Source organism: Roseibium sp. R5, from assembly GCF_055755305.1.
On sequence record NZ_CM146910.1, the window covers coordinates 3,394,861 to 3,420,061 of the forward strand.

General features: G+C 56.5%; 21 protein-coding genes. 13 read left to right on the top strand and 8 right to left on the bottom strand.

Annotated features, from left to right (window positions below; genetic code table 11):
* Positions 1-21 precede the first annotated feature (21 nt).
* Together rimK and AC0J4F_RS15970 are read left to right on the top strand one after the other, a co-directional pair.
* The gene (rimK, locus tag AC0J4F_RS15965) at positions 22-927 is read left to right on the top strand and encodes a 30S ribosomal protein S6--L-glutamate ligase (RefSeq protein WP_133947090.1); all 906 of its coding nucleotides are present in this window, start codon (positions 22-24) and stop codon (positions 925-927) included.
* Positions 927-1,970, top strand: a complete 1,044-nt coding sequence (locus AC0J4F_RS15970) for a succinylglutamate desuccinylase/aspartoacylase family protein (RefSeq protein WP_133947091.1) — start codon at positions 927-929, stop codon at positions 1,968-1,970. The genes rimK and AC0J4F_RS15970 overlap by 1 nt, the downstream gene beginning before the upstream one ends.
* 52 nt (positions 1,971-2,022) lie before the next feature.
* Here AC0J4F_RS15970 and AC0J4F_RS15975 read toward each other — a convergent pair whose 3' ends face one another.
* Positions 2,023-2,913 (bottom strand): LysR substrate-binding domain-containing protein, encoded by an 891-nt coding sequence (locus tag AC0J4F_RS15975; protein WP_473024006.1) that lies wholly within the window; start codon positions 2,911-2,913, stop codon positions 2,023-2,025.
* A gap of 108 nt (positions 2,914-3,021) precedes the next feature.
* On the opposite strand from AC0J4F_RS15975, the gene AC0J4F_RS15980 reads away from it, so the two are divergent.
* The gene (locus AC0J4F_RS15980) at positions 3,022-4,347 is read left to right on the top strand and encodes an aminotransferase class I/II-fold pyridoxal phosphate-dependent enzyme (protein ID WP_473024007.1); all 1,326 of its coding nucleotides are present in this window, start codon (positions 3,022-3,024) and stop codon (positions 4,345-4,347) included.
* Between the two features lie 75 nt (positions 4,348-4,422).
* On the top strand, positions 4,423-5,820 hold the full coding sequence (locus AC0J4F_RS15985) for an MATE family efflux transporter (RefSeq protein ID WP_473024008.1): 1,398 nt from the start codon (positions 4,423-4,425) through the stop codon (positions 5,818-5,820).
* 17 nt (positions 5,821-5,837) lie between these two features.
* Here the strand turns inward: AC0J4F_RS15985 and AC0J4F_RS15990 are convergent, their stop codons facing one another.
* Positions 5,838-6,254: a helix-turn-helix domain-containing protein gene (locus tag AC0J4F_RS15990; RefSeq protein WP_209175135.1), complete on the bottom strand. Its 417-nt coding sequence runs from the start codon at positions 6,252-6,254 to the stop codon at positions 5,838-5,840.
* Positions 6,255-6,324: 70 nt separating this feature from the next.
* Here AC0J4F_RS15990 and AC0J4F_RS15995 point away from each other — a divergent pair, with 70 nt between their 5' ends.
* On the top strand, positions 6,325-7,593 hold the full coding sequence (locus tag AC0J4F_RS15995) for an MFS transporter (RefSeq protein WP_473024009.1): 1,269 nt from the start codon (positions 6,325-6,327) through the stop codon (positions 7,591-7,593).
* Here AC0J4F_RS15995 and AC0J4F_RS16000 read toward each other — a convergent pair.
* The 3 genes from AC0J4F_RS16000 to guaD all read right to left on the bottom strand — a co-directional run bounded on the left by AC0J4F_RS16000 (position 7,568) and on the right by guaD (position 10,554).
* Positions 7,568-8,797: an HlyD family secretion protein gene (locus AC0J4F_RS16000; protein WP_473024010.1), complete on the bottom strand. Its 1,230-nt coding sequence runs from the start codon at positions 8,795-8,797 to the stop codon at positions 7,568-7,570. The genes AC0J4F_RS15995 and AC0J4F_RS16000 overlap by 26 nt on opposite strands.
* Positions 8,797-9,150: a hypothetical protein gene (locus tag AC0J4F_RS16005; protein ID WP_473024011.1), complete on the bottom strand. Its 354-nt coding sequence runs from the start codon at positions 9,148-9,150 to the stop codon at positions 8,797-8,799. The genes AC0J4F_RS16000 and AC0J4F_RS16005 overlap by 1 nt, the downstream gene beginning before the upstream one ends.
* A gap of 75 nt (positions 9,151-9,225) precedes the next feature.
* Positions 9,226-10,554 (bottom strand): guanine deaminase, encoded by a 1,329-nt coding sequence (gene guaD, locus AC0J4F_RS16010; protein ID WP_473024012.1) that lies wholly within the window; start codon positions 10,552-10,554, stop codon positions 9,226-9,228.
* 253 nt (positions 10,555-10,807) lie between these two features.
* On the opposite strand from guaD, the gene speB reads away from it, so the two are divergent.
* A complete protein-coding gene (gene speB, locus AC0J4F_RS16015; RefSeq protein WP_133947099.1) occupies positions 10,808-11,779 on the top strand; it encodes an agmatinase in 972 nt (323 codons plus the stop codon).
* On the opposite strand, the gene AC0J4F_RS16020 is transcribed toward speB, so the two are convergent.
* Positions 11,758-12,393 (bottom strand): hypothetical protein, encoded by a 636-nt coding sequence (locus AC0J4F_RS16020; protein ID WP_473024013.1) that lies wholly within the window; start codon positions 12,391-12,393, stop codon positions 11,758-11,760. The two genes, speB and AC0J4F_RS16020, sit on opposite strands and share 22 nt — an antisense overlap.
* Positions 12,394-12,675: 282 nt before the next feature.
* Here AC0J4F_RS16020 and AC0J4F_RS16025 point away from each other — a divergent pair, with 282 nt between their 5' ends.
* Positions 12,676-15,009 carry a sensor domain-containing protein gene (locus tag AC0J4F_RS16025; RefSeq protein WP_473024014.1) on the top strand — a complete coding sequence of 778 codons (2,334 nt, stop codon included), beginning with the start codon at positions 12,676-12,678 and terminating at the stop codon, positions 15,007-15,009.
* Between the two features lie 101 nt (positions 15,010-15,110).
* Here AC0J4F_RS16025 and AC0J4F_RS16030 read toward each other — a convergent pair whose 3' ends face one another.
* Positions 15,111-16,916, bottom strand: a complete 1,806-nt coding sequence (locus tag AC0J4F_RS16030; RefSeq protein WP_473024015.1) for a PHA/PHB synthase family protein — start codon at positions 16,914-16,916, stop codon at positions 15,111-15,113.
* A gap of 244 nt (positions 16,917-17,160) precedes the next feature.
* Between AC0J4F_RS16030 and AC0J4F_RS16035 the strand changes: the two genes are divergently transcribed.
* From AC0J4F_RS16035 to recJ, 6 genes are all read left to right on the top strand, one after another.
* Positions 17,161-17,406, top strand: a complete 246-nt coding sequence (locus AC0J4F_RS16035; RefSeq protein ID WP_209175143.1) for a hypothetical protein — start codon at positions 17,161-17,163, stop codon at positions 17,404-17,406.
* Positions 17,407-17,657: 251 nt separating this feature from the next.
* The gene (locus AC0J4F_RS16040) at positions 17,658-18,884 is read left to right on the top strand and encodes a GGDEF domain-containing protein (protein ID WP_473024016.1); all 1,227 of its coding nucleotides are present in this window, start codon (positions 17,658-17,660) and stop codon (positions 18,882-18,884) included.
* Between the two features lie 211 nt (positions 18,885-19,095).
* Positions 19,096-20,313: an LL-diaminopimelate aminotransferase gene (locus AC0J4F_RS16045; RefSeq protein WP_473024017.1), complete on the top strand. Its 1,218-nt coding sequence runs from the start codon at positions 19,096-19,098 to the stop codon at positions 20,311-20,313.
* Between the two features lie 22 nt (positions 20,314-20,335).
* A complete protein-coding gene (locus AC0J4F_RS16050) occupies positions 20,336-21,655 on the top strand; it encodes a homoserine dehydrogenase (RefSeq protein ID WP_473024018.1) in 1,320 nt (439 codons plus the stop codon).
* Between the two features lie 48 nt (positions 21,656-21,703).
* Positions 21,704-22,699, top strand: a complete 996-nt coding sequence (gene glpX / locus AC0J4F_RS16055; RefSeq protein ID WP_306148578.1) for a class II fructose-bisphosphatase — start codon at positions 21,704-21,706, stop codon at positions 22,697-22,699.
* Positions 22,700-22,709: 10 nt separating this feature from the next.
* Positions 22,710-24,530: a single-stranded-DNA-specific exonuclease RecJ gene (gene recJ / locus AC0J4F_RS16060; RefSeq protein ID WP_473024019.1), complete on the top strand. Its 1,821-nt coding sequence runs from the start codon at positions 22,710-22,712 to the stop codon at positions 24,528-24,530.
* On the opposite strand, the gene AC0J4F_RS16065 is transcribed toward recJ, so the two are convergent.
* Complete coding sequence (locus AC0J4F_RS16065) at positions 24,527-25,153, bottom strand: LysE family translocator (RefSeq protein ID WP_473026437.1); 627 nt, start codon at positions 25,151-25,153, stop codon at positions 24,527-24,529. The two genes, recJ and AC0J4F_RS16065, sit on opposite strands and share 4 nt — an antisense overlap.
* Positions 25,154-25,201 lie beyond the last annotated feature (48 nt).

The following is a 25,201-nucleotide window of genomic DNA, read 5'->3' on the forward strand; positions in this document are numbered from 1 at the left end:
ATTCAGCTGAAAGGACGTATTATGAAAATTGCAATGCTGGCTCGGAACGCCAAACTCTACTCCCACCAGCGTCTGAAAGAGGCTGCGGAAACGCGCGGGCATGAATTGGATATCATCGACACACTTCGGTGCTACATGAATATCGCGTCGCGGCGGCCGGAAGTTTACTACAACGGTGAGAAACTGACCGGATTTGATGCCGTTATTCCGCGGATTGGAGCATCTGTGACCTTTTATGGCATGGCGGTCCTGCGGCAGTTTGAAATGATGGGCGTCTACCCGCTGAATGAAAGCGTCGCGATCGGACGCTCGCGTGACAAACTGCGCTCCATGCAGTTGATGGCCCGTGATGGAATCGGGCTTCCAGTGACGACCTTTGCCCATGATCCGAAACAGACAGAAGAAGTCTTGAGGCTTGCAGGTGGGGCTCCGATCGTTATCAAGCTTTTAGAAGGCACGCAGGGGATCGGTGTGGTTCTAGCGGATTCCGACCGGTCGGCGAAATCCGTTGTCGAGGCGTTTCGCGGTGCCGGCGTGAACATCATGCTGCAGGAATTCATCAAGGAAGCCGGTGGCACCGATATCCGGGCGATTGTGATTGGCGGTAAGGTTGTCGCTGCCATGAAGCGGACCGGGGCGGAAGGTGATTTCCGCTCCAACTTGCACCGTGGCGGATCTGCGCAGGTGGTTAAACTGTCAAGCGAAGAGCGGGCGACGGCCGTTCGCGCGGCCAAAAGCCTTGGGTTGAATGTATGCGGCGTTGATATGCTGCGGTCCAACCACGGGCCGGTGATCATGGAGGTCAATTCGTCCCCGGGCCTGGAAGGCGTTGAAAAGGCAACCGGGCTTGATATCGCCGGCAAGATCATCGAGTACATGGAGAAACACGCCAAATCTGGCGCGACCAAAACGAAGGGTAGCGGTTGATGGCACCGCGCGCGGCCTTCGATATCGGCCAATACAGGGTTCCGGCAGGAACCCGGCAAACAGTTGATGTGCCGGTTAGCGTGCTCTCAGATCACACACCGGTCACCATGTCCGTGCACGTGGTCCACGGCAAACGCAGCGGACCAACGATCTTTGTCAGTGGTGGTGTGCACGGCGATGAGGTCATCGGCGTTGAGATCATCCGGCGTTTGTTGAAGGCGCCAGGCCTTGCCGCGATGCGGGGCACTTTGCTGGCGATCCCGATCGTCAACGCCTTCGGTTTTATCAACCACTCCAGATACCTGCCGGACAGGCGCGACCTGAACCGCATGTTTCCAGGTTCTGCAAGCGGGCCTTTGGCGTCGCGTCTGGCGCACCAGTTCATGAACGAGATCGTGCTGAGATCGGATCTCGGCATTGACCTGCATTCTGCGGCGATCCACCGGATCAACTATCCTCAGGTGCGGGTCTCTCCGGACAATGAGCGGACCATGGAGCTCGCCAAAATTTTTGGCTCTCCGATTATCATGCGTTCGCCCATCCGCGACGGATCGCTGCGCCAAGCCGCTGCAGACGCCGGCAAGGATGTGCTTCTGTTCGAAGCGGGCGAGGGACTGCGCTTTGATGAGTTGTCCGTTCGCGCCGGTGTCGCCGGGGTGTTGCGGATCATGCGGCATTTCAAAATGCTGACCGCCAAGGGGATCTCCAAACCGAAATCGGGCCCCTGGGTGTGCAGGTCCAGCAAGTGGCTGCGGGCGCCGATGGGTGGACTGTTGCGGATCTTTAAAGCCGATGGAGAATTGGTGCGTGAGGGTACCGTTTTGGGCGCGGTGTCCGATCCATTCGGCGAGCGGGAACAAGACATCATTGCGCCGTTTGACGGGGTGATTGTTGGCCGCGCAGTCATGCCGGTCGTCAACGAGGGCGATGCCGTGTTTCATCTTGGGCGTGTGATGTCCGTTCCTCGGGCGGAGGGCACTTTGGAAAACCTCAGCAACCAGCTCGAGGACGATCCGATGTTCGATGAAGACGAGATCATCTGATCGAGACGAACAGTCGTCGCTACGATCGGCAAAAAGCGCAAAGCAAAACCGTTCAAGGATCTGACTTCTTCAAAAACTCCACCACCGTCCCGAGCGGAGAATTTTGATCCAGTTGATGCAGCGTTTTGATGGTGAGTTTCTTCGGCAGGGCGACTTTTTCTGGAAACGGAGCAACCAGGTTTCCAGTCTTTAGTTCCTGCCGCACCAGTAAGTCGTGCCCGATTAAGACGCCCGCGCCATTCTTGCACTCCTGCAGTGCCAGCGCATAAAGAGAAAACTCCGGACCTGACATTAGAAACCGTTTGCCCTCCGATATGTGCGAGAGCCAAGTCTCCCAGTCCGATTTCCAGGCGGTATCATATAGAAACGTCGTACTCGCCAGATCATCCAGGGTGCGGAGTTTTTGCGCAGTCTCAGGCGAGCACACTGGATATATCGTGTCCGATCCAATCAAGATTTCATTGCTGCAGTCACCTGATGTGCTGCTGAAAAAGATCGCAAGATCAAAGGGTTCTCGCGCAAGATTTGGCGGCTCTTCCATAGCCGTCAGGGAGAGGGAGAGGTCTGGTATTGTAGCCCTCAGACGCGGCAGGCGCGGCGAGATCCATAGTTGCGAGATGCTCGGTGTGGCCGCAATCCGGATGTCCAGCGGGTTGGCGGTTGCCCTAAGGGTTTGCACCGAAGACGCCATCGTGTCGAAGGCCGCTATGAAGCCGGGCAAGACGGTCGCGCCCAAAGGTGTCAATTGAACACCTTTGGCGTTGCGTTTGAACAGCTTTTTGCCTGTCCAGGTTTCAAGGCTTTTGATCTGCTGTGCGACCGCAGCCGGGGTAACGCATAGCTCGTCGGCGGCAGCTGAAAAACTGTTGAGGCGCGCCGCTGCTTCGAAGGCTTTCAAAGCGTTGAGCGGCGGCATCTTCGGTCGTGGCGGCGCAACTGCCATAACAGATCCAATGAGGCATAGAAATTCTAGGGCAAATATGTAGCAAATCTCGTTTGCAGGTTCCACCCGCATTTGCTTTCGTTCCAATCAACAGCGCGGGAGAGCGAAATGACTGCATTGGAAAGAAGAAACTGGGTGCCGGACGCCTGCGAGACTTACGTTCAGGAGCTGGCGGCCCGAACCGCATCAGCCAATCTGGAGGAGACGCAGGCGCGCATCGACGCGTTGATCGCACAGAATCTCCAGATCCATGACCGCGACTGCTTCAATCTCAATCCGGCGACCAACGTCATGAACCCAAAGGCGGAGGCTGCGCTCGCTTCCGGGCTCGGGTCGCGGCCGTCGCTCGGGTATCCGGGCGACAAATACGAAATGGGCTTGGAAGCGATCGAGGAAATCGAGGTTATTTGCGCCGAACTCTGCGCGGAAGTGTTTCAGGCGAAGTTCGCCGAAATCCGGGTTGGCTCCGGCGCGCTGGCCAACCTTTATGCCTTCATGGCGACCTGCCGTCCCGGCGATACGATTATTGCGCCGCCGGCATCCATCGGCGGTCACGTGACCCACCACACGGCTGGATGTGCCGGCCTCTATGGTCTTGATATTCACGAAGCGCCGGTGAGCGCGGATGGTTACACGGTCGATCTTGATGGGCTGAAGGAACTGGCAGGCCGCGTCAGACCGAAACTGATCACCATCGGCGGCAGCCTCAATCTGTTCCCGCATCCGGTCCGGGAAATACGCGAGATTGCAGACGGGTGCGGGGCAATGGTTCTCTTCGATGCGGCGCACCAGTGCGGGATCATTGCAGGCAGGGCCTGGCCAAACCCGCTCAAGGAAGGGGCTCACATGATGACCATGAGCACCTACAAGAGCCTCGGCGGACCGGCAGGTGGATTGCTGGTCACCAATGAAGCGGATCTGGCAGAACAGCTGGATGCGATTGCGTTTCCCGGCATGACGGCGAATTTTGATGCAGCCAAGTCGGCAGGGCTCGCGATAACCATGTTGGACTGGAAGGCCTATGGCGAAGCTTATGCAGCCGAGATGATCGCTCTGTCACACCGCCTGGCAAAGGAGCTGCAGGAAAATGGTGTGCCAGTCTTTGGCGCTCATAAAGGCTTTACCCAGTCGCATCAGTTCGCGGTAGAGGCAGCAAGTTTCGGCGGCGGCCAAGCAGCTTCGAAAAAACTGCGCCAAGCAGGTTTCCTTGCCTGTGGGATCGGTCTTCCGATTGCACCGGTTGAGGGAGACATGAACGGTTTGCGAATTGGAACCCCGGAACTGGTGCGCAGAGGCGTGACCGCCAAAGACGCACCAAAATTGGCGGGTCTGATCGCACGTGCCCTGAAGACCAACGATCCGGTCACTCTTGCGGGCGAGGTCTCGGCATACCGGGCTGAGTTCAACGATGTGCATTTCGTGCTTAAGTCATGATTTGCACACAGGACCTTCCCGTGGCATGACGCGCGCAGGGGCCACTGTCTGAGTCCTGGCAAACCGTCTGTACTCATGTCCCAAGCCAAATTCCTGACCGGCAACTTGTTCCGTCATGTGACCGTGATGTCGCTGACATCGTCCGTCGGTCTCATGGCGATTTTCGCCGTTGATTTCGTCGATATGATTTTCATCTCGATGCTCGGCAAGGATGAGCTGGCGGCGGCGGTTGGTTATGCGGGCGCAATCCTGTTCTTCACCACATCCTTCAACATCGGTGTTGCGATAGCAGCCGGTGCGTTGGTGGCCCGGGCGCTCGGCGAGGGAGACAAGGAACATGCGCGCAGCAGGGCATCAGCAGCACTCGGCTGGGGCGTCCTGTTTTGCATTGTGTTTGCGACCCTGGTCTGGTTCGGGCTGGATTTTCTGGTCAGCCTAATCGGCGCGACCGGCGCGACCCACGGACTTGCCGTTGATTACCTGTCGATCATTGTTCCGACCTTGCCGTTTTTGCTGTTGGGCATGGCAGGGGGCGCCATCTTGAGGGCCCACGGGGATGCCAGGCGCGCGATGTCCTGCACGATCATCGCCGGGTTGGTGAACGCGGTTCTGGATCCGATCCTGATCTTTGGCTTTGGTCTGGAGTTGACCGGTGCCGCCCTTGCAAGTGCAGCGTCCCGCATCGCTCTGGCTGTCTTCGCCATCTGGCCGATCTTTCAGTATTACGGCGGTCTGAGCCTTCCGGGCAAATCCGCTTTCATGAAAGCTTTGCCGCCGATCGCGGCCATTGCCGTCCCTGCAATTCTCACCCAATTGGCGACCCCTGTCGGTCAGGCGTTTGTCACCCGCTCAATGGCGGAGTTCGGTGAAGATGCAGTTGCCGGAATGGCTGTCGTTGCCCGGATGAGCCCGCTTGCCTTCGCCACGATTTTTGCGCTTTCCGGTGCTGTTGGGCCGATCGTCGGGCAGAATTATGGAGCAGGGGCCTACACAAGGGTTCGCACCGTCTTGCGGGATGCGCTTTTGTTCACGGCCCTGGTGGTTGCGTTCGCCGCCTTGGTGCTTTTTCTTCTTAGAGAGCCGATCGCCGCCCTGTTTCAAGTGCAGGGTGTGGCCCTGACGCTGATCTATCTTTTCTGCGGTCCTTTGGCCCTGGCATTCTTCTTCAACGGAGCTCTTTTCGTCTCCAACGCATTCTTCAACAATCTGGGGCGCCCGTTCTATTCGACCTGGATGAACTGGGGCCGTCATACGCTTGGCACCATCCCGCTCGTCATGATTTGCGGATCGATCTGGGGAGCTCCCGGGGTGCTGATAGGTCAGGCCGCAGGCGGTGTGATTTTTGGCGTTGCGGCCATCTTCCTGGTGCGCTCGGTGATCCGGTCGGTCGAGACCGGGGAGGGCAGACCCGCAGGGCCAAGCATCTTCCAGCGTCAGGCCCGCCAGGTCATTCTCTTTTTCAACCGCCGCTAAGCCACTACCTGAAGAGTTCAGAACTTGCTGGGTTTCACAGCGCTCCTTCGGGCACTGATCCGGATGAGTTTTTGAAACTTCGGGCATTCAATGTGACGCGGTGCAGGGCAGTCGGCAACGTGCCGGATCATATCCCGCAAGGAGGTCAGCCGGGTGATCTGATCGTCGAGATCGTCCGCCTTTGTCCGAAGGACGGAGCGGGAGAGGGACGGGCGGCCGTCCGGTCCGAACATGCCCTTGATCTCCTCCAGCGAAAAACCGGCGGCTTTGCCAAGCCGGATGACGGCCAGCTGATCGAGGACTTCCGGACCGAACAGCCGTTTCAACCCACGCCTGCCGGCGGAATGGATCAGCCCCTTTTCCTCATAGTGGCGTAGCGCTGACGCGGCGACCCCGGACTGACGCGCAACTTCCGAAATATCCAGTAATTTCATTTCTTGACCTTAAGTCGACTTGAACTTGTAGGCTGCAGCCAACTCAGTCGTCATGCAAGAGGATTTATAGATGACTTATCCAAATGTCCGGCCGGAAACATCGCTTTGGCGCGATGTAACTGCGTTGGCGCTGCTTCTGACAGCCTCTTTAAAAATCATGGCAAATGCCACGATCAGTCCTGCCTTGCCAGCGCTGGAAGCCAGTTTTTCAGGCGAGCCGGGAGCAGCTTATCTGGTCCGCTTTCTGGTCTCGGCGCCGTCCTTGACCGTGGTTCTTGTTGCACCGCTTGCCGGTCTTGCGATTGACCGCTTCGGGCGAAGCTGGCTGCTGATGGCCGGTGTTTTGGTGTTCGCACTGTCGGGCAGTGCCGGTGCCTATCTGAACGATCTGACTGCCATTCTCGCAAGCCGTCTTCTGCTTGGGGTCGCCCTTGCTTTTACGATGACCGCGCAGGTCGCACTTGCCGGGGATTTGTTTCAGGGCAACCGCCGCAGTGCCTTTATGGGAGGGCAGGTTGTTGCGATTAATTTCGGTGGTTTTTTGTTTATTGGCGGAGCCGGTCTGTTGGCCGGCGTGTCTCCGCGTTTGCCCTTTGTGATTTATGCCTTGCCTCTTCTGCTGCTGCCGTTGCTCTGGCCGGTTATGAAACAGGAGTATCGGTACCGGAAAACCGCGCCTGACGTGCCCACATCCTTAACCACTGCGGCAACCGAAGTATTAGCTGCGCAAGCCGGATCATGGCTGGTTTACGCTTTCGGGCTTGCCGGTCTTTCAATGGTGACCGTGATGATCTTTTTTCTGATGCCCAGCCAATTGCCGTTTTACCTTGAAGCATCAGGATTTGACGGGGCGACCGGCACGGCGCTCGGGCTTGGCGCCTTGACCCTGTCGGGCGCTTTCACTGCGTTGAAGTTTGCAGCGATCCGCGGCCGTCTCGGTCTCCCAATCACGTTTTCGGCAGGTTTTCTCATCATGGGATGTGGGTTCGCCACGCTTGCGATGTATCCAGCGTGGGAGTTCATAATTCCGGGCTGCGCACTGATTGGCGTTGGCTATGCGTTCGTCCAGCCAGCCTTGTTTCTTGCCGCGCTCGACATTGCACCGGCCGCTCGGCGTGGAACGGTCTCCGGCATGATCACAACATCCATGTTCTTAGGGCAGATCGTGTCGCCATTTGTGTTTACTCCGGCACTCCAGAGTTATGGATTTGTGGCGGTATACGGCGCCTGCGGCGCAGCATTTGTTGTCTTCGCATCTTTGGCACTGGCAGTCAGACTTTTCAGACCCGTAAGAATGGCTGTGCCCTCAGAGCCTAGTTTGGAAAAACCAGTACTTTGACCGGTAACAGCAGGGACTGGATGCGGATGACGAGCGCATTCGCAATTCCCATCCCGTCCACGATCCGGAACAGGAAGGCAGAGAATCCGGAAATCTCACCAGACTTGATGGCCTTGTCATGGTTGGAATACGCAACGCCTATGCAGCGGCTGCCGGGCGGGATGTAGTCTGCATGACCTTCGAAAACAGGTTCCAGAACAGTCAGGATCGTGCCGGGACGCGCGCGATCCTGAATATCGATTAGCTGATCTGTGGGCCGGAGTTGACCGCCTGAGATCGCATCCTGGATTTCGGTGACAGCCATCGGGATGACGGCAAGCGGTTTTGAGGCGCAAGTAATCTCAACGATCGTGCCGATGTGGAGGATCTGAGCTGAAATTTGGCCAAAGCCAGCCTGAAAGCGGCCGCGGCCCGATCCTTCGGGGACCAGAATTCCGGCCGGACGCAGGATTGGATTGACGAGGTCACCCGGTTGGAGCTTGAACTGGCGGACAGTGCCGTTTGTCCCGGCAAAGACGGTCGACTTTTCGATCTCTGTTTCCGCCTGCGCAAGTGCCGCTTCGGCACTCGACTTTTGCGCCGGAAGAAGAACCCGGAGCCGGGTCTGGATTGCATCACGCTGCGCCTTGATTGCTTCCAGCGACCCGGTTAGACCTTCGACCGACAGCCGCAGGCGCTCCAATTCCTGCTCGGTGACCGCATTCTGGTTGCGCTGAGACAGCTCAAGGCGCCGCGTGAGATCATCCTGCGCCTGACGCAGCTGACTTTCAGAAGCAATGATGTTGCCTTCGGCCGCCGCGAATTCCGCTTGTCCGACCAGAATTGCGGCTTCCACCTCGGCAATCCGGCGCCGCGCTGTCTCGGCTGCTGCTTGTTGCCGCTGCGTATCGAGCCGGAAGATGGGGTCTCCGGCGCGGACAAACTGGTTGTCGGCAACATAGACCTCTTCGACCCGGCCGGGTCGGTCGCTGAGAATAGAAACTGTCCTGAAGAGCGAGGTGACATTCGTCGTTGTGGGGTGAAAATAGAAAATCACCGTCAGCAGACTGATCGCAAGCACGGCACAGGATGTGATGCCCCAACGCAGCTCATACCACACTGTGAACAGGTTGATCTCATGACCAAGCCGCTTGCCCTGCTTGTAGCGGCGATAAAGGTAATCCGGAAGGATCGTAATCAGGGCGCTGAAAAGCAGCTCAAGCATTACCGGATCCTTCGCTTGCCGGTCCGGCTAGAGCGGAGCGATTTGACCTTAACAGGTAAAACAATCTGCGAAATTGGAATGGCGGCGAGCAACAGGGCCGCAACCCAAAAGGCGTTGTTGAAGGTGATCAGTGACAACAGGCCGAGCAGCCCGACAATCTGGATCTGGGTCTTGCCCATGCCGGACGCCATCCGGTCCGGCCAGGCCTGAACTGTGAAATACAACGCGCCGAACCCGACCAATACCAGGACCATGAAGACACTGACCGCGATGAAAAGCGTGTCTGTCTGGCCCGGTGCCGTGATAAAAAACGGCAGCGGATCATGGCTAAGATTGCTCGTGATTGTGTCCACAACATCCCCTTCAAAGCCGAGACTTTCTTCTTAGTAGACAAAGTCAGGGCTTTGCGGGCAATACGTAATTTTGCGTTAGAGGCCGGCTGCGTCGAGGTCTGCAGGTTTCTGCGGAACCCCTGCGACATAGGTTTCGACAACGGACCGGTCGTCACCCAGGGTTTGTAAAACAAACAGCTCTTCGGACAGCGTTTCAGCCGTTTCCATCCGTAAGGCCATTGGGCGGGTGGCACTGGCGTTCAGGACGACAATGTCCGCGTCGGTGCCAACGTCCAGCGAACCGATCTTTTGAGACAGTGATAACGCCTTCGCATTGCCGAGCGTTGCCCAATAGAAGGTTTCAAGCGGATGCAGGCGCTGGCGCTGCAATTGCAGGACCTTGTAGCCTTCATCCAGCGTACGCAGCATGGAATAGCTCGTGCCGCCGCCAATATCTGTGGCGATTGAGGTTTTAATGCCGGCCGCTTCTGTTCGCTTCTTGTCGAACAGACCGCTGCCGAGGAATAGATTGGAGGTCGGGCAGAACACGGCGACCGAGCCGGTTTCACGCATCACGCCCAGTTCCCGATCGTTCATATGGATGCAATGGCCCAGCAGTGTTTTTGACCCTAAAAGTCCGAATTCTTCATAAACACCCAAGTAGTCTTGTGCGTCCGGGTAGAGTTCCTTCGTGAAGGCAATCTCGTTGTGGTTTTCATTGATGTGGGTCTGCAAATGGCAGTCCGGATACTCCTTCAGGAGCGTGCCGGCTGCTTCCAGCTGCTGGGGCGTCGAGGTGATCGCAAACCGCGGCGTGATGACGTAGAGGGCGCGACCTTTGCCGTGCCATTTCTCCAAAAGTGCCTTGCTGTCAGTGTAGGCGCTTTCGGCAGTGTCGCAGAGGGCTTCCGGCGCATTCCGGTCCATCATCGTCTTGCCGCCGAGCATCAGCATGCCGCGGCGGGCGGCTTCCTCGAAATACGCCTCAACGGAATTGGGATGACTGGAACAGTAGGCGACCGCCGTCGTCGTGCCGTTTGAAAGCAAACAGTCGTAGAACCCTTGTGCGATCCGGTCACCGTGGGTTTTGTCGGCGAATTTCTGCTCGGCCGGGAAGGTGTAGTCGTTCAACCAGTCCAGCAGCTGATCGGCCCAGGAGGCGATCACCTGTACCTGCGGAAAATGCAAATGCGTGTCGATGAAACCGGGCATCAGCAAATGCGGCCGGTGATCGATTTCCGCAAATTGCTCTAAAGCTGCGGCTTTGACATCGGTATACGAACCGCGTGCCTTGATCACTCCATTGGAAATCAGGAGCGCGCCATCGTCTTCATAGGTATAGGCGGAGGTGTCCTCAGGGCCGCCGGGCGCGGAGGTGAAGGTCAGCAGTCTGCCGCGCAGAAGTTTTGCCGTTGTATCTGCCAAATCTCTATGTCCCTGAAATTATGCTGCCGGAGCCCGCATTGCGAGGCAAGGCCTTTTAGACGCGATCCGGAAGGGCGGCAACGCGAGATACAATCAGAATTTCAAGAAAGACCTCCATGAGAAGGCCGCCGAAATGGCATTCTCACTTTGACGGTAAGTTGCAAATCTCTTCGGTGGTCGGGTCTGAATGAATGCTTGAGGTTGCCGATAGACTGCGGTTAAGTGCCTGCAGTTCTTTTGATAAAGGTGCCCCATGGCTGTTGATTTGCCACGTCAGACCGACAATGCGTTCCTAGGCGATTCTCTGAAAGGAGGGTCGCACGAGCCGACTTATGGCGGCGTCTTGTCGTTCATGCGCCGGCGGTACAGCCGCGATTTGACCGGGGTCGATCTGGCCGTCTGGGGGATTCCGTTTGACGCTTCCGTTTCAAATCGGCCTGGTGCTCGTTTCGGACCACAGGGCGTGCGCCGAGCATCGGCTATTTTTGATGGGGATCCGCAATACCCTTTCGAGTTTGATCCGTTCGAAACACTGGCGTGTGTCGATTATGGAGATTGCGTTTTTGACTATGGCCACAACCGGGATATCCCAGGCCACATTGAAGCACAGGCGCGAGAAATCCTGCAGAGCGGCACGCATCTCTTTTCCATCGGAGGCGATCATTTCGTCACCTATCCCTTGTTGAAGGCGCATGTCGAAAAGCACGGACCTTTGGCCCTCGTTCAGTTCGACGCGCACCAGGACACCTGGGATGACAAAGGAGACCGGATCGATCATGGCACTTTTGTCGGCCGAGCAGTTCGAGAAGGTCTGATTGACCCTGAAAAATCGATTCAGATTGGTATCCGCACGCACGCGCCGGAGACTTGCGGCCTCGAAATTCTCTACGGCGAAGAAGTGGAGCTGCTTGGGGTCAACGGCGTGGTCGAACTGGTCAAGGACCGGGTCGGTGATGCCAAGGCCTATATGACCTTCGACATTGATTGCCTTGATCCCGCGTTCGCACCGGGGACCGGAACGCCTGTTGCGGGTGGTCTCACAAGCCGGGAGGCGTTGATGATCTTGCGCCGGCTGGGTGATTTGAACTTCGTTGGCGGGGATGTTGTTGAAGTCGCGCCAGCCTATGACCATGCCGACATCACATCAATTGCAGGCGCAAGCGTTGCGCTGATGTATATCGGATTGCTTGCGGAAAGGCAGCGTCAGCGGACAGACGGTCTTTGACGTTGACGGCCGAGATCGGACGTCATGTGTCCGTCGGATAAGCCTTTGAATGACTTGTTGTTGTCATTGGCTTTTCGTGCGTCCCAGAAGCGATAGAGCGGATGGGTTGTCTTGCTCTTGCCGTAATAAGCAGACAGTTGCTTCCACAAAACGTACTGGGTGATCATGGCGACAACCACACCTGTGGCAGTCACAAGCGGCGATAACATCAAACCACCCAAGATGGTGATAGCGAGCGCTGTCCAAGCAGTCAGATAAAGACCCAACATTGGTCCTTGCTGACCTTTGGTTTCTCTCAGTTGATTGAGCCAGATACGTTCGCCGTAGGCCGCCTCCCGGCACAAGCGCAAGCCATTGATCGGAATGTACCGAGACAGGGCCACCACAACCCAACATGTCCAGAGTGCCAGAATGCCGGCATAGAACGGGCCGATCCAAAGCGCCGTCCAGCTTGCAGCCGCCGCACATGCAGGGACAACCATGCGCGCTGCCATGACAGACGCTTTTACCGGGGCAGGTGAACCAGACCGTGCCGTGTAGCGCGCGGACCCGGTTGGCCCGGCCCAGTGTGCAGGTCTTCCATCATCAGAATGAAGCAGAGGCGGTGTGTGCATGATCTGGATTTGTTTCCCTTCGTAAGAACCTATACCGCGCGCTAAACGGGTTTTGCAAACCGGGAAAAGCAAGCGGCTTGGCAAAGTTGACAATAATCAGACAAGGCTTTGGTTCGGTTTTGCTCTCATGCGGCGTTTCTGGGGTTGGATTAACGGAAAATCAAACCAAACACACAGAGCTTGTGCGGGATTAATGCATGTAAACGCTTTGGCAGTCTGGAATGTGTTACTAGGATGGTCTGCAAGAAAAAGTGATAAGCAGATGCGGTTGAAGGCGGATCCATGACGGATCAACAGGTGTCTCAGGGAAGAAACGAAGGCCCAACAGGTTTTGCCGATTGGCAAGCCATGAAATCCCTTGCGACCAGACTGGAAGAGTTGAACACAACAGCGTGCTTTGACAGCTCTCTGGACATGTTTGGCGATCTGGACTGGCTTCAGCAGCTGGTGAACCTCGTTTCCGATTATATCTATGTAAAAGATCGGCGGTCGCGATTTGTCATGGCAAATGACAAGGTCGCTGAAGATATGGGCCGGTCAACCAGTGCTGAGTTGATTGGCAAGTCCGATTTGGAGTTGCATCCACCCGAGGTCGGGCAGGTGTTCTATGAGGACGAGCAATCCATGATGCGTGAAGGCCGGGATTTGGTCGACGTTATGGACCGTATCCTTTTGCCCGACGGCACCGAAAAGTGGTTTTCATCATCCAAATATCCAATCCGCAACGAGACCGGTGATGTTGTCGGGATCGTCGGTATCTCCAGAGATGTGACGGAGCGCCAAAACGCTGAGAAATTGCAGCGGGGTCAGAACGAGATCCTGAAGAAGCTGGTGAGCGGTTTGCCGCTGCAGGATGTTTTAGATTCTCTCGTTCTGATGATCGAAGAACAACTGGAAAGCGGCATGGGTTCCGTCATGCTGGTGGACGGCAGCGGCAATCATATCCTGTCTGCGTCCGGTCCGAATTTGCCCCAGAGCTATCTGGAGTTGGTTGATGGCATCGAGATTGGTCCAAGAGTAGGGTCTTGTGGAACGGCTGTTTTTCGAAAGGATGCAGTGTTCGTCGAGGATATTTTCGACAGCGAGCTCTGGGCAGAGTATGTCGATCTTGTGCGAGAATATGACCTGAAATCGTGCTGGTCCGTTCCGTTTTTCTCCGGGGATGGCAAGGTGTTGGGGACCTTTGCATTCTATTGGACCGATGTTCGGGCCCCTTCAGAGCGGGAAGAGAAAATTGTTCGTGAAGCTGCGCATTTGGCTTCCATTGCCGTTGAACGCGACCGGGCGGAAAAAAGGATCCGGTATCTTGCAGATCATGACCCGCTGACGGGATTGCCGAACCGCCGGAAGTTCAAACGGAAGCTGGAAGCTAAAATCGAAGCAAGCCGACAGACCGGCGAACCGGTTGCTGTCGTGTTCGTGGACATGGACAACTTCAAGTTCATCAACGACAGCTATGGGCATGCTGTGGGTGACGATGTGTTGTCCACCGTCGCGGATCGCATCCTCGGATCCCACAACACCACCTTTGAGACGATAAGGTTCGGAGGGGACGAATTTGTCCTCTTCGTAGATGGCCCTACCGCGCAGAAGTCGGAACTAAAGGACTATCTTGCGCGCATGCGCGCTGAAATTTTGAAAACAATCGAGCTGGACACCCTGACGCTTCACGTGACCTGTTCGATTGGGGCAGCGGTCTTCCCGTTAGATGGCGACACGGCCGATGAAGTTTTGAAGAACGCCGACCAGGCGATGTTTGAAGCCAAGAACCTCGGCCGGGACAATTTTTTCATTTTCGATCGTGAAACGGCGCCGGCGGGTGTCAACCGGCTGAAGCTGGTTGAAGAGCTGCGTCGGGGTATCAACAACAATGAACTGTTCCTGGAGTATCAGCCACAGATCGATCTGATGAGCGGCCGGATTGTCGGTGCTGAGGCGTTGGTGCGGTGGACACACCCGGAACGCGGGAGACTAATGCCGGGTGAGTTCATTGAGATTGCGGAACAAACCGGCGCGATTATTTCCCTAGGCCGCTGGGTCCTGAACGAAGCATGCCGTCAAAACAAAGCCTGGCAGGACGCTGGTCTTCCGCACATAACGGTCGCGGTAAATGTCTCTGCGAACCAGTTCCGTGACAAGGCTCTTTTGTCAGATGTGTTTTCCGCGCTGGACACAAGCGGTTTGGATGCGCGGTATCTGGAACTTGAGTTTACTGAAAGCCTTGTCATCCAGAATGTGGAACAGGCTGTCGCTTTGATGGAAGATTTCCGGCGGATCGGCATTCATTTGGCGATTGACGACTTCGGCACCGGTTACTCCAGCCTTGTCGCTTTGAAGAATTTTCCTTTGAACCGGCTGAAGATCGACCAAAGCTTCATCCGGGATCTTGAATACAAGGAAAGCGACCGGGCGATCGTGCGAGCGATTATCAGCTTGGGCCGCGAGCTTGGATTGAACGTTGTCGCGGAGGGTGTCGAAACGGCAAAACAGCAAGCGTTCCTGCTGAGCTGCCGGTGTGAGACCACGCAAGGTTACCATTTCGGCCGGCCTATGGCGGCCGACAAGTTCTCAAAACTTCTCGGGATGACCAGAACACCGTTGGACGTAGTGCTCTAAACCTTGTCTGCCTGTTGCAGCTTGCTAATTGTGAGAAAGCTTGCGGGGAAACACAAGAAGGCACGAAAAGATCGCTCAGATCCGTGCCTTCTTTTTGGAACTCAGACCCGGTTCATCACATAACTTCCTGGGGCGTCTTCGAGTATCTTGACCCGGTTGGCGCCTGGTTTGCGCGGCTTGGTTTCAGCCGGATCGTTTTTCCGAATCCATTCGTCCCAATAGGGCCACCAGGATCCGGGGTGTTCTTCCGCATTCTTCAGCCAATTTTCCAGAGTACCTCTGGCTTCGCCGCCGGTCCAATACTGATACTTGTTCTTGACCGGCGGATTGACGACGCCTGCAATATGGCCGGAACCCGACAGGACATATTCCACCGGACCACCAAAACAGCCAGACCCCAAGAAAACCGACTTTGGCGGCGCGATGTGATCTTCGCGGGTTGCGAGATTGAAGATCGGGATCTTGACCCTGGACAGGTCAAGTGTTTCGCCGCCGATTTCCATCTCGCCCTTTGAGAGCTTGTTGTCGAGGTAACAGTTGCGAAGATAGAAGGAGTGGTTTGCGGCCGGCATGCGGGTAGAATCTGAATTCCAGTACAAGAGGTCGAACGGGAAGGGCTCTTTCCCCTTCAAGTAGTTGTTCACCACATAAGACCATATGAGGTCATTTGACCGGAGCATGTTAAAGGCTGACGACATCTTGGACCCGTCCAGATAGCCGCTTTCCGCCATGCGCTTCTCCAGAATGGAGATTTGTTCTTCGTCCACAAACACCTTGAGATCACCGGCATAGGTGAAATCGACCTGCGTCGTGAAGAAGGTTGCCGTCTTGATCCGATCGTCGCCGGTCTGCGCCATGTAGGCCAGCGTTACGGCGAGGAGCGTGCCGCCAACGCAATAGCCGATTGCATTGACTTCTTCCTGACGTGTGGCGCGCTTGATGACATCCAGCGTGTTGAGGATGCCTTCTTTCATATAGTGCTCAAAACTCTTTTGAGCTTGCCGTTCGTCCGGATTGACCCAGGAGATCACGAACACCGTGTGTCCTTGATCCACGGCCCACTTGATGAAGGACTTCTCCGGGTTGAGGTCGAGGATGTAGAACTTGTTGATCCACGGCGGCACGATCATCAAGGGGCGCTTCAAGACTGTGTCCGTAGTCGGGTCATACTGGATGACCTGGCACACGTCGTTTTGCGCGATGACCTTGCCCTTGGTGGTTCCAAGGTTTTCGCCGAGTTTGAACTTTGACGGATCTGTCTGACGGATCTTCAATTCGCCCTTGCCGGTCTTCAGGTCCTCGGCCAGATGCTCCATTCCCTTGACGAGATTTTCGCCGTTGCTCTCCATTGTCAAACGCAGGAGTTCAGGATTGGTCAGAAGGAAATTCGAAGGCGAGAGTGCGTTGGAAATCTGAGTGACGTAGAATTCGGCCTTGTGGCGGGTGTGCTCGTCCAGTCCCTGGGCTTCGTGGACCATCTCTTCGGCCCACTGACTGGTGATCAGATAAATCTGTTTGACGAAATCGAAATACTGATTGTTTTCCCAGTCGGGATCAGCAAACCGCTTGTCCGTTACCGGGGCTTTCACGGCCGGCTCCGACTGTTCGCCCATCATCCGTTTCAGTGACGAATTCCAGAGATCGATGTAGCCGCTCCACAAGCGGCCCTGCGCTTCGAGAGCTCGCTGCGGATCCGACGCCCAGTATTCGCCAACTTGAGCGAGTGTCTTGACCACGCCGGTGAGTTCGTCCGTCGATTCGTGCGTAATCTTGCCTTGCTCGCGCGGCTCGATATATGCAGCGAGCGCCTTGCCTGCATTTTCCAATGTCTTCGCAAGATTTTGCGCGAAAGCTTCTGGATTGTTGATGATGTATTGCAACATGGGATGCTGGCGGTCATCAGCCATAAGCAGGGATTCCTCCGACTTCCGGTCTTCTTAACTGCCGTCTGGAGGCGGCAGTCTGTTGGGCGGTTCCTCAGCGTTATGTGTTTCTATTTGCGCTTGTATTCGGAACGTCAATTTCATTTATGGCACAACGTTCCGGCGCCGTCGATTGGTTTCCATAACGCGTATTGCCGCTGTGCTAGAGGACTTGTGTGACACTTCGATGGAAGTATGATCACAGTTGTAGATGAGGGAGACGGCAATCATGCGCGTGCGGCGCGATCTCTGTTTGGTGTTCTTGGGGGCATCCATTCTCCAATCCTGCGCCGTTGGCCCCGGCACGCCGCTCGTCAAAGCGGTGAACCCGGACCAAAAAACACGATCAGGCACCGTGCAGCCGCCAACGGGTTACGGTCCGCCAAACGCGTCCGCGCAGTCCAAAGGCCTGATCAATCCGTTGGAGCGGGCCGAAACGGAAGAATATCTGAAAACTCTCGCAGACGAGCAGTGAACAGATCGACACGGCCTTAGCACTGAGTGCGGCGGACTTGCCTCTAACGTTCCGGTCTATTCATCACAATGGCGCTGAGTGTCAGTTTTATCATAACCTCAGCAGATACACCTTACGTCACCTCCCGATAAAAATAGCGGGTACCGTTACGTAAAACAACTTTGGATAACTTTGAAACTTTGGTATGCCACCTGCGGGTGAGCACATACCTTGCTGGGCAGAAATGTGGTCCCGGCGTTTTGGGGGCGCTCGTGCTTGATGTGAAGACTATACTGTTTTCCTTAGTTGTCGCTGAGCTGACAGCCAGTGCTGTCTTGTGCTTTCTTTTTTTCTTCTGGAAACATCGTGACCGGGCAGGGCATTTATCCTTCGGGCTCTGGTCTATTGCGTTCCTGCTCGGGGCGATCGGCACACTGCTCATAAGCTTCCGTGGTGTGTTGCCTGACGACCTGACCATCATTGCAGCGAATTTTCTTATCCTTTTTGCAACTGGCCTGAGACGCAGTGGTGTCGCGGCCTTCTTTCACCAGCCTTTGCGCCTTTGGATTGCTGCAGGGCTTGCCGGGGTCTGGCTATTACTCTGCTCAGTTCCGGACTTTGCGACAACATTGTCCAGCCGGGTGGCTTACGTACAACCGGTTATGATCCTCTATATCGCATGGTCGGCCATAATCTGTTTGCGCTGGAATACAGAAAACCTTGTCACGCCGAAGGTGTACGCTTTCAGCGCAGCTCTGGAAACGAGCGCGCATTTCAGTTTGCTGACCGCACTTGGATTTGGCGCTGAAAACGGGCTGTTCGAAGCGATCAGCGGTCATGTCATTTTGATTGCACTGCTGCTTATCCTTGTTGCCATGGTGCTTTCCATGTTTACCGCGCTCGCAATGCCGATCGAGCGATCACTTTTGCAATTCAAATCGGCCGCCTATCGCGATTGTCTAACGGGATTGCCCAACCGCCGGGCGGTGTTTGAAAGGGCGGCAACGTTCACGTCAGTCTCCGGCGCAAACAACTGTCTCACGGTGATCCGGTTTGACATAGATGAGTTCAAGAGGGTCAACGACAAGCACGGCCATGCAACTGGTGACCTGGTCCTTCAAGTGTTCGGCCGGGTTTGCGAGGAAACAACACCGGCGGATACGGTTGCAGGCCGGCTGGGCGGTGATGAGTTTGTCATTCTGTCCACCAGAATGGAGCCAAACCAAGCTCGGATTCTTGCCGAAAGGATACGGGCTCATTTCGCAGCTGCCTGTTCTGAGGAGACAGAGGGTGCGGTTCAGGTTGGACTAAGCGCTGGCGTCAGTTCTGTACCGCTTGATCTCGGACTGGATGAGGCCTTGGAAATTGCAGATAGAGCTATGTACGAAGCCAAAGCGTGCGGCCGGGGCAAAACGGTTGTCGGCTCGGCTGAAAAGGCCAGGGTTTTTTCTGGCACTGAAGACGCACAATTCGCTTTTTATGCCCCCCATCCGGCATAGCTGCCCGTTATCGAGCCTTCTGATTGGCGCGCTTTACCCATTCTCGCGGGCGTTCTTGGCAGGCCCCGGCCAAACTTACCTGTTCCCACATTTAGGTGGCTAGGCGCTCAAAGATGGGTGCGAAACTTGAAAAGGCCTGTTAAAAGGTCGCGCAACCTGCTTACCGCGCAGGTGAGACATACCCATTTTCAAGCCGCAAGGATCCGCGCCCATGGAGGAATTCCACAAAATCAAACGGCTCCCGCCGTATGTTTTTGAACAGGTCAATCGCTTGAAAGCAAAGGCGCGAGCGGCGGGCGCGGATATTATTGATCTCGGTATGGGTAACCCGGATCTGGCAACACCGAAGCACATCGTCGACAAGCTGACCGAGGTCGTTCAGGACCCGCGCAGCCACCGGTATTCCGCTTCCAAGGGAATTCAGGGTCTGCGCAAGGCTCAGGCATCCTATTATGGCCGCCGGTTTGGCGTGAAGCTCGACCCGGACACACAAGTGATTGCAACACTTGGCTCCAAGGAAGGCTTTGCCAATATGGCGCAGGCCATTTCCGCGCCGGGCGATGTGATCCTGAGCCCCAATCCAAGTTATCCGATCCACACGTTCGGGTTCCTGATGGCGGGAGCCTCAATCCGCAACATTCCGGCTGAGCCAAACAGCGGTTTCTTTGAAGCGTTGGAACGCGCAGTCATTCACTCTGTGCCGAAACCGATCGCGATCATTCTGTGTTATCCGGCCAACCCGACAGCGTATTGCGCGGACCTCGAATTCTATAAGGACGTTGTGGCCTTTGCGCGCAAGCACAACATCTTCATTCTCTCGGATCTTGCCTATTCAGAGATCTACTTCGGAGATACCCCGCCGCCGTCCGTCTTGCAGGTGCCGGGGGCAATGGACGTCACCGTTGAATTTACATCCCTATCCAAGACCTTCTCCATGCCGGGTTGGCGGATGGGTTTCGCGGTTGGGAATGAGCGCCTGATTGGCGCCCTTGGACGGGTGAAGTCCTATCTTGACTACGGTGCCTTTACGCCGATCCAGGTTGCTGCGACAGCGGCGCTGAACGGTCCGGATGATTGTATCCGTGAAACCCGTGAGATCTACAAGAAGCGCCGGGATGTTGTCGTTGAGAGCTTCGGCCGGGCCGGGTGGGATATTCCCGCACCGGAAGCCAGCATGTTCTGCTGGGCTCCGATTCCGGAAAAATTCCGGTCTCTCGGCAGTTTGGAATTCTCCAAATTGCTGCTGGAACGCGCCGACGTTGCGGTCGCACCGGGCATCGGTTTTGGCGAATACGGTGACGGGTTTGTCCGCATTGGTCTCGTTGAAAACGAGCAGCGGTTGCGCCAGGCGGCAAGAAATGTCCGCCGGTTCCTTGAAACTGCGGAGCAAAAGCTGCACAACGTCATCCCGCTTGAGACTTCTCGCTGAATAGAATTGGATTAATTCCCGAATGGCAGACGCATTGAAAATCGGCGTGGCCGGCCTTGGAACGGTCGGTGCGTCCGTAGTGCAACTCCTGGAAAAGCACGCTGGCCAGATCGAACGCAGGACCGGTCGGTCCTTGACGGTTACAGCTGTCAGTGCCCGGAACCGGACGCGGGACCGGGGAATTGATACAAGCGGTTTCACCTGGTTCGATGATCCGGTGGCCATGGCGAATGAAGCAGAGCTGGATATTTTTGTTGAGTTGATCGGCGGGGAAGACGGTCCGGCCGAGCAAAGTGTTCGCGCAGCGCTCAGCCGCGGTGTGCATGTCGTGACAGCCAACAAGGCTTTGATTGCCAAACACGGTGTGGATCTGGCCCGGGTCGCAGAGGCGAACAACGCCTGCCTCAACTATGAGGCGGCAGTCGCGGGCGGAATTCCGATCGTGAAAACCATGCGCGAGTCTCTTGCTGGCAATGAAGTCAGCCGCGTCTACGGCATCTTGAACGGCACGTGCAATTACATCCTGACGCGGATGGAAGCCGAAGGCATTAGCTTTGAAGACTGCCTTGCTGACGCGCAGCGGCTTGGTTATGCGGAAGCCGATCCGACCTTCGACATTGAAGGTAACGATACGGCACACAAGCTGGCGATCCTTACAAGCCTTGCCTTTGGTACCGAGATTGATGCCGACAGCATTTTCATGGAAGGCATTACTTCCATTACCACGGCCGATATCCAGGCTGCTGATGAGCTCGGCTTCCGGATCAAGCTGCTTGGTGTTGCACAGCGTACCGACACGGGCATCGAACAACGCGTTCACCCGACGATGGTGCCGAAATCGTCCGCGATTGCGCGGATCGATGGCGTTCTGAACGCTGTTGCCGTAGACGGTGATTACGTCGGTGAGATCGTGCTGGTTGGACCGGGTGCTGGCGGGAACGCGACAGCGTCTTCGGTGGTTGCAGACATCACAGACATTGCCCGGGGCGACGAAACACCCGTTCTTGGCATGCCGGCAACAGACCTGGTTCCGTACGAGCGGGCCCGGATGCGCCTTCACGAGGGTGGCTATTATATTCGCTTGTCGGTCTACGACCGCCCGGGGGCGTTCGGCGAGATTGCCCGCTGCATGGGCGATGCCGGCATATCGCTTGAGTCCATCGTTCAAAAACGGGCAGCGGCAGAAGACCGAGACCGCGACAGTGCGGACGCACCACAACCTGTCATCTTGATCACCTATGAAACAACCGAGATCGCCATCAAAGAAGCGCTGGAAGTGATCATGTCGAAAGGCGTGGTCGCAGAACAGCCACAGATGATCCGGATCGAAAAACTGAAGTAAGTCAAACGTCCCGCGGACGTGCGGAACGGGGGAAAAGCGGAGATGTTGATGTCCAACACAGAACACCAGCCAGCCAGCGGGCTTGACCGTATCCTGACATTGGAACTGGCGCGTGTTGCCGAAAGAGCAGCTGTTTCAGCCGCCCGGTTGCGCGGTCATGGCGATGAAATGGCCGCCGACCAGGCAGCTGTTGATGCGATGCGCCGTGAATTGAACCGCCTTCCGATCGACGGCACGGTGGTGATCGGCGAAGGCGAGCGTGACGAAGCTCCGATGCTCTACATCGGCGAAAATGTCGGCACCAAGCAGGGCCCGAAAGTGGACATCGCTTTGGACCCGCTGGAAGGCACGACCATCTGCGCGAAGAACCTGCCGAACTCTCTCGCGGTCATCGCGCTGGCTCCGGAAGGTGATCTTTTGAATGCGCCGGACAGCTACATGGACAAGATTGCGATCGGTCCGGGCTATTCGGATGGGCTGATCGATCTGGATGCGCCAATTGCGGACAACCTGGCCGCCGTTGCCAAGGAAAAAGGCGTCAAGATCGAAGAGGTGACGGCCTGTGTCCTCGACCGTCCGCGCCATGCACGTTTGATTGAAGAAATCCGAGCGACCGGTGCTGCAATCCGCCTGATTGGTGATGGTGACGTGGCAGGTGTGATCCACACCACCGATCCGGAGGAAACCGGCATTGATCTATATGCAGGTATTGGCGGCGCACCGGAAGGCGTTCTGGCGGCTGCGGCCCTGCGCTGTATCGGCGGTCAAATGCAGTCCCGTCTGGTGATCACCCGCGACGAGCAGGTCGAGCGTGCCCACCGTATGGGCATTGACGACATCAAGAAGAAATACACGCTGGAAGAAATGGCCGGTCCGGATGTCTTGTTCGCCGCAACCGGTGTGACCGACGGCAACTTCCTGCAGGGCGTGCGCTTTGGACGCAATCATATCACCACGCACACTGTGGTCATGCGGTCCTCAACGGGGACTGTCCGCTACATCAAGGCCCAGCACACTCAGCTGGAAAAGTTCCACCTGGACTAAGTCTGAACGCATGCTGACAGGATTTGGCGAAGACGATAAAGGGCGCCTCGTACTCGGGGTTGCCCGCTCCGCCAATGACAATGCATGGCGGGAGCGCCTGAGCGCTGCTGAAGCGCGCGCCGCGATGGCGATCTCCCAACAGCACGGGCTGCCCGATGTTTTGGCCCGTGTCATGGCAGCGCGCGGTGTTGCCGCTGAAGACGCTTCGGCGTTTCTCGAACCATCCCTCAAGACCTTGATGCCGGACCCGAGCAGTCTCGTCGACATGGACGCGGCCGTCGTTCGCGTGGCCGATGCGGTCCAGACAGGCAAGAAGATTGCGATCTTCGGCGACTACGATGTCGACGGAGCCACCTCGTCTGCGGTACTGGCAAAGTATCTCCAATGGATGGGGCTTGATCCGGTCATCCATATTCCCGACAGGATTATTGAGGGGTACGGCCCTAACGGACCTGCAATCGAGAACCTTCAGGCAGGCGGTGCGGAACTGCTGATCACGCTCGACTGCGGCAGCACCTCTTTTGAAGCCTTTGAAACGGCCGGGAAGCTCAACCTCGACGTCGTGGTGATCGACCACCACCAAGTTGGTGAAACGCTTCCTAAGGTCCGGGCGCTGGTCAACCCAAACCGGCAGGATGATCTGTCGGGGCAGGGGCATTTGGCGGCAGTGGGCGTCACCTTTCTCTTTATTGTCGGACTGAACAGGGAATTGCGTCAGCGGGGCGTGTTCAACGGCCGTCAGGCGCCGGATCTGATGACGCTGCTGGACTTGGTGGCACTCGGCACTGTGTGTGATGTGGTGCCGCTCCAGGGCTTGAACCGCGCTTATGTAACGCGTGGATTGGCAGTCATGCATCAGCGGCAAAACTACGGTCTGACAGCGCTGTCCGATGCCGCGCGGGTGAGCGGGAAACCGGCCCCTTATCATCTGGGATTCTTGATCGGTCCGCGGATCAATGCCGGAGGCCGGATTGGTGATGCGGCTCTGGGCACACGGCTTTTGACCACAGCAGATCCGCATGAAGCTCGCGCAATTGCAGAGCGTCTTGATCAGTTGAACACCGAGCGTCAGGCGATGGAAGCTGTGATGCTCGAACAGGCGGGAGCCGAGGCCGCAATGGCCATTGAACAGCGGGACCCGGCCGTTTTATTGACAGGATCCAACGATTGGCACCCGGGGATCGTCGGCCTGATCGCGTCGCGGCTCAAGGAAGCGCATCGCCGGCCAGCCTTTGCAATTGCCTATGATGAAACGGGCAAGGGGACTGGATCCGGACGGTCGATCAACGGCGTCGATCTTGGCAAGGCGGTCCGTAAGGCTGTCGACGACGGACTTCTTGAAAAAGGCGGCGGACATGCCATGGCCGCAGGGCTGACGGTGCGCCAGGAAAAAGCAGCTGATCTGGAAGCCTTCTTCAACGAAATTCTGAAAGATGATGTGGAAGCTGCAACGGCACACCGTGAACTGAAGATCGACGCGGCACTGACAGCAACGGGTGCAAACCTCGATCTGATGAACATGCTTGAAAAGGCCGGTCCCTATGGCGCGGGTCATTCCGAGCCGGTGTTTGCGTTTCCCGCGCACCGGGTCTCCTTTGCTGATGTCGTGGGCAAGGGCCATGTTCGGGCGACACTTGCGGCCGGCGACGGCACTGCGCTCAAAGGGATCTGTTTCAAGGCAGAGGACAAGCCTCACGGGAAGATGCTTCTGGAAGGCCGTGGCCGCAACCTACACGTTGCGGGGACACTGTCCATTGACACCTGGCAGGGGACGCCGAAAGTGCAGCTGCGCATCCTGGACGTCGCGGACCCGCAAAAGACCAGGCTTTAACGTTCCTGCAACGCCAGTCGAACACCGAGAATGCAGAAAATCGTCCCGACGGCTTTTCCTTGCCATTTCAAGATGACGGGATTGCGCCGGACTAATCCGCCAAGTGTACCGGCACCCAGTGCAAAGACGATCGTGCTAAATAGCCCGAGGGCGACAAATACAAACCCGAGAATTGTCAGTTGAAGCAGCACGTAACCGTTTTCGGGCTGCACGAACTGCGGCAAAAAAGCCAAAAAGAAGAGGGCGGTTTTTGGGTTAAGAATCTCCGAAATGAAAGCCTGGCGAAAGGCTGTCCCAGTGCTTACGTCCGCAATGCCGTTTCCGAATGACGGAGCAACCTTCGAAGTGATGGCTTTGATGCCAAGGTAAATCAGATAGGCGGCACCGACGTATTTGATCACCGAAAACAAAAGAGCTGAGGCCGCGATGATCGCTGAGAGCCCGAAAACAGCGAGCAATGTGTGAACGATGTCGCCAGCTGGGATCCCGGCGCCTGTCGCGATGCCGACTTTAGGTCCCGACGTTGTGGCCCGTGCGATTGTCAGAAGGGTAGCCGGACCTGGAATGAAAACAAACCCAAGCACGATTAGACTGTAAGTGATGAGTGTCGGCAGATCGACCATGGCATACTCCGTCAAGAACCATATCCAATCCATCACGGGCTCAAGATC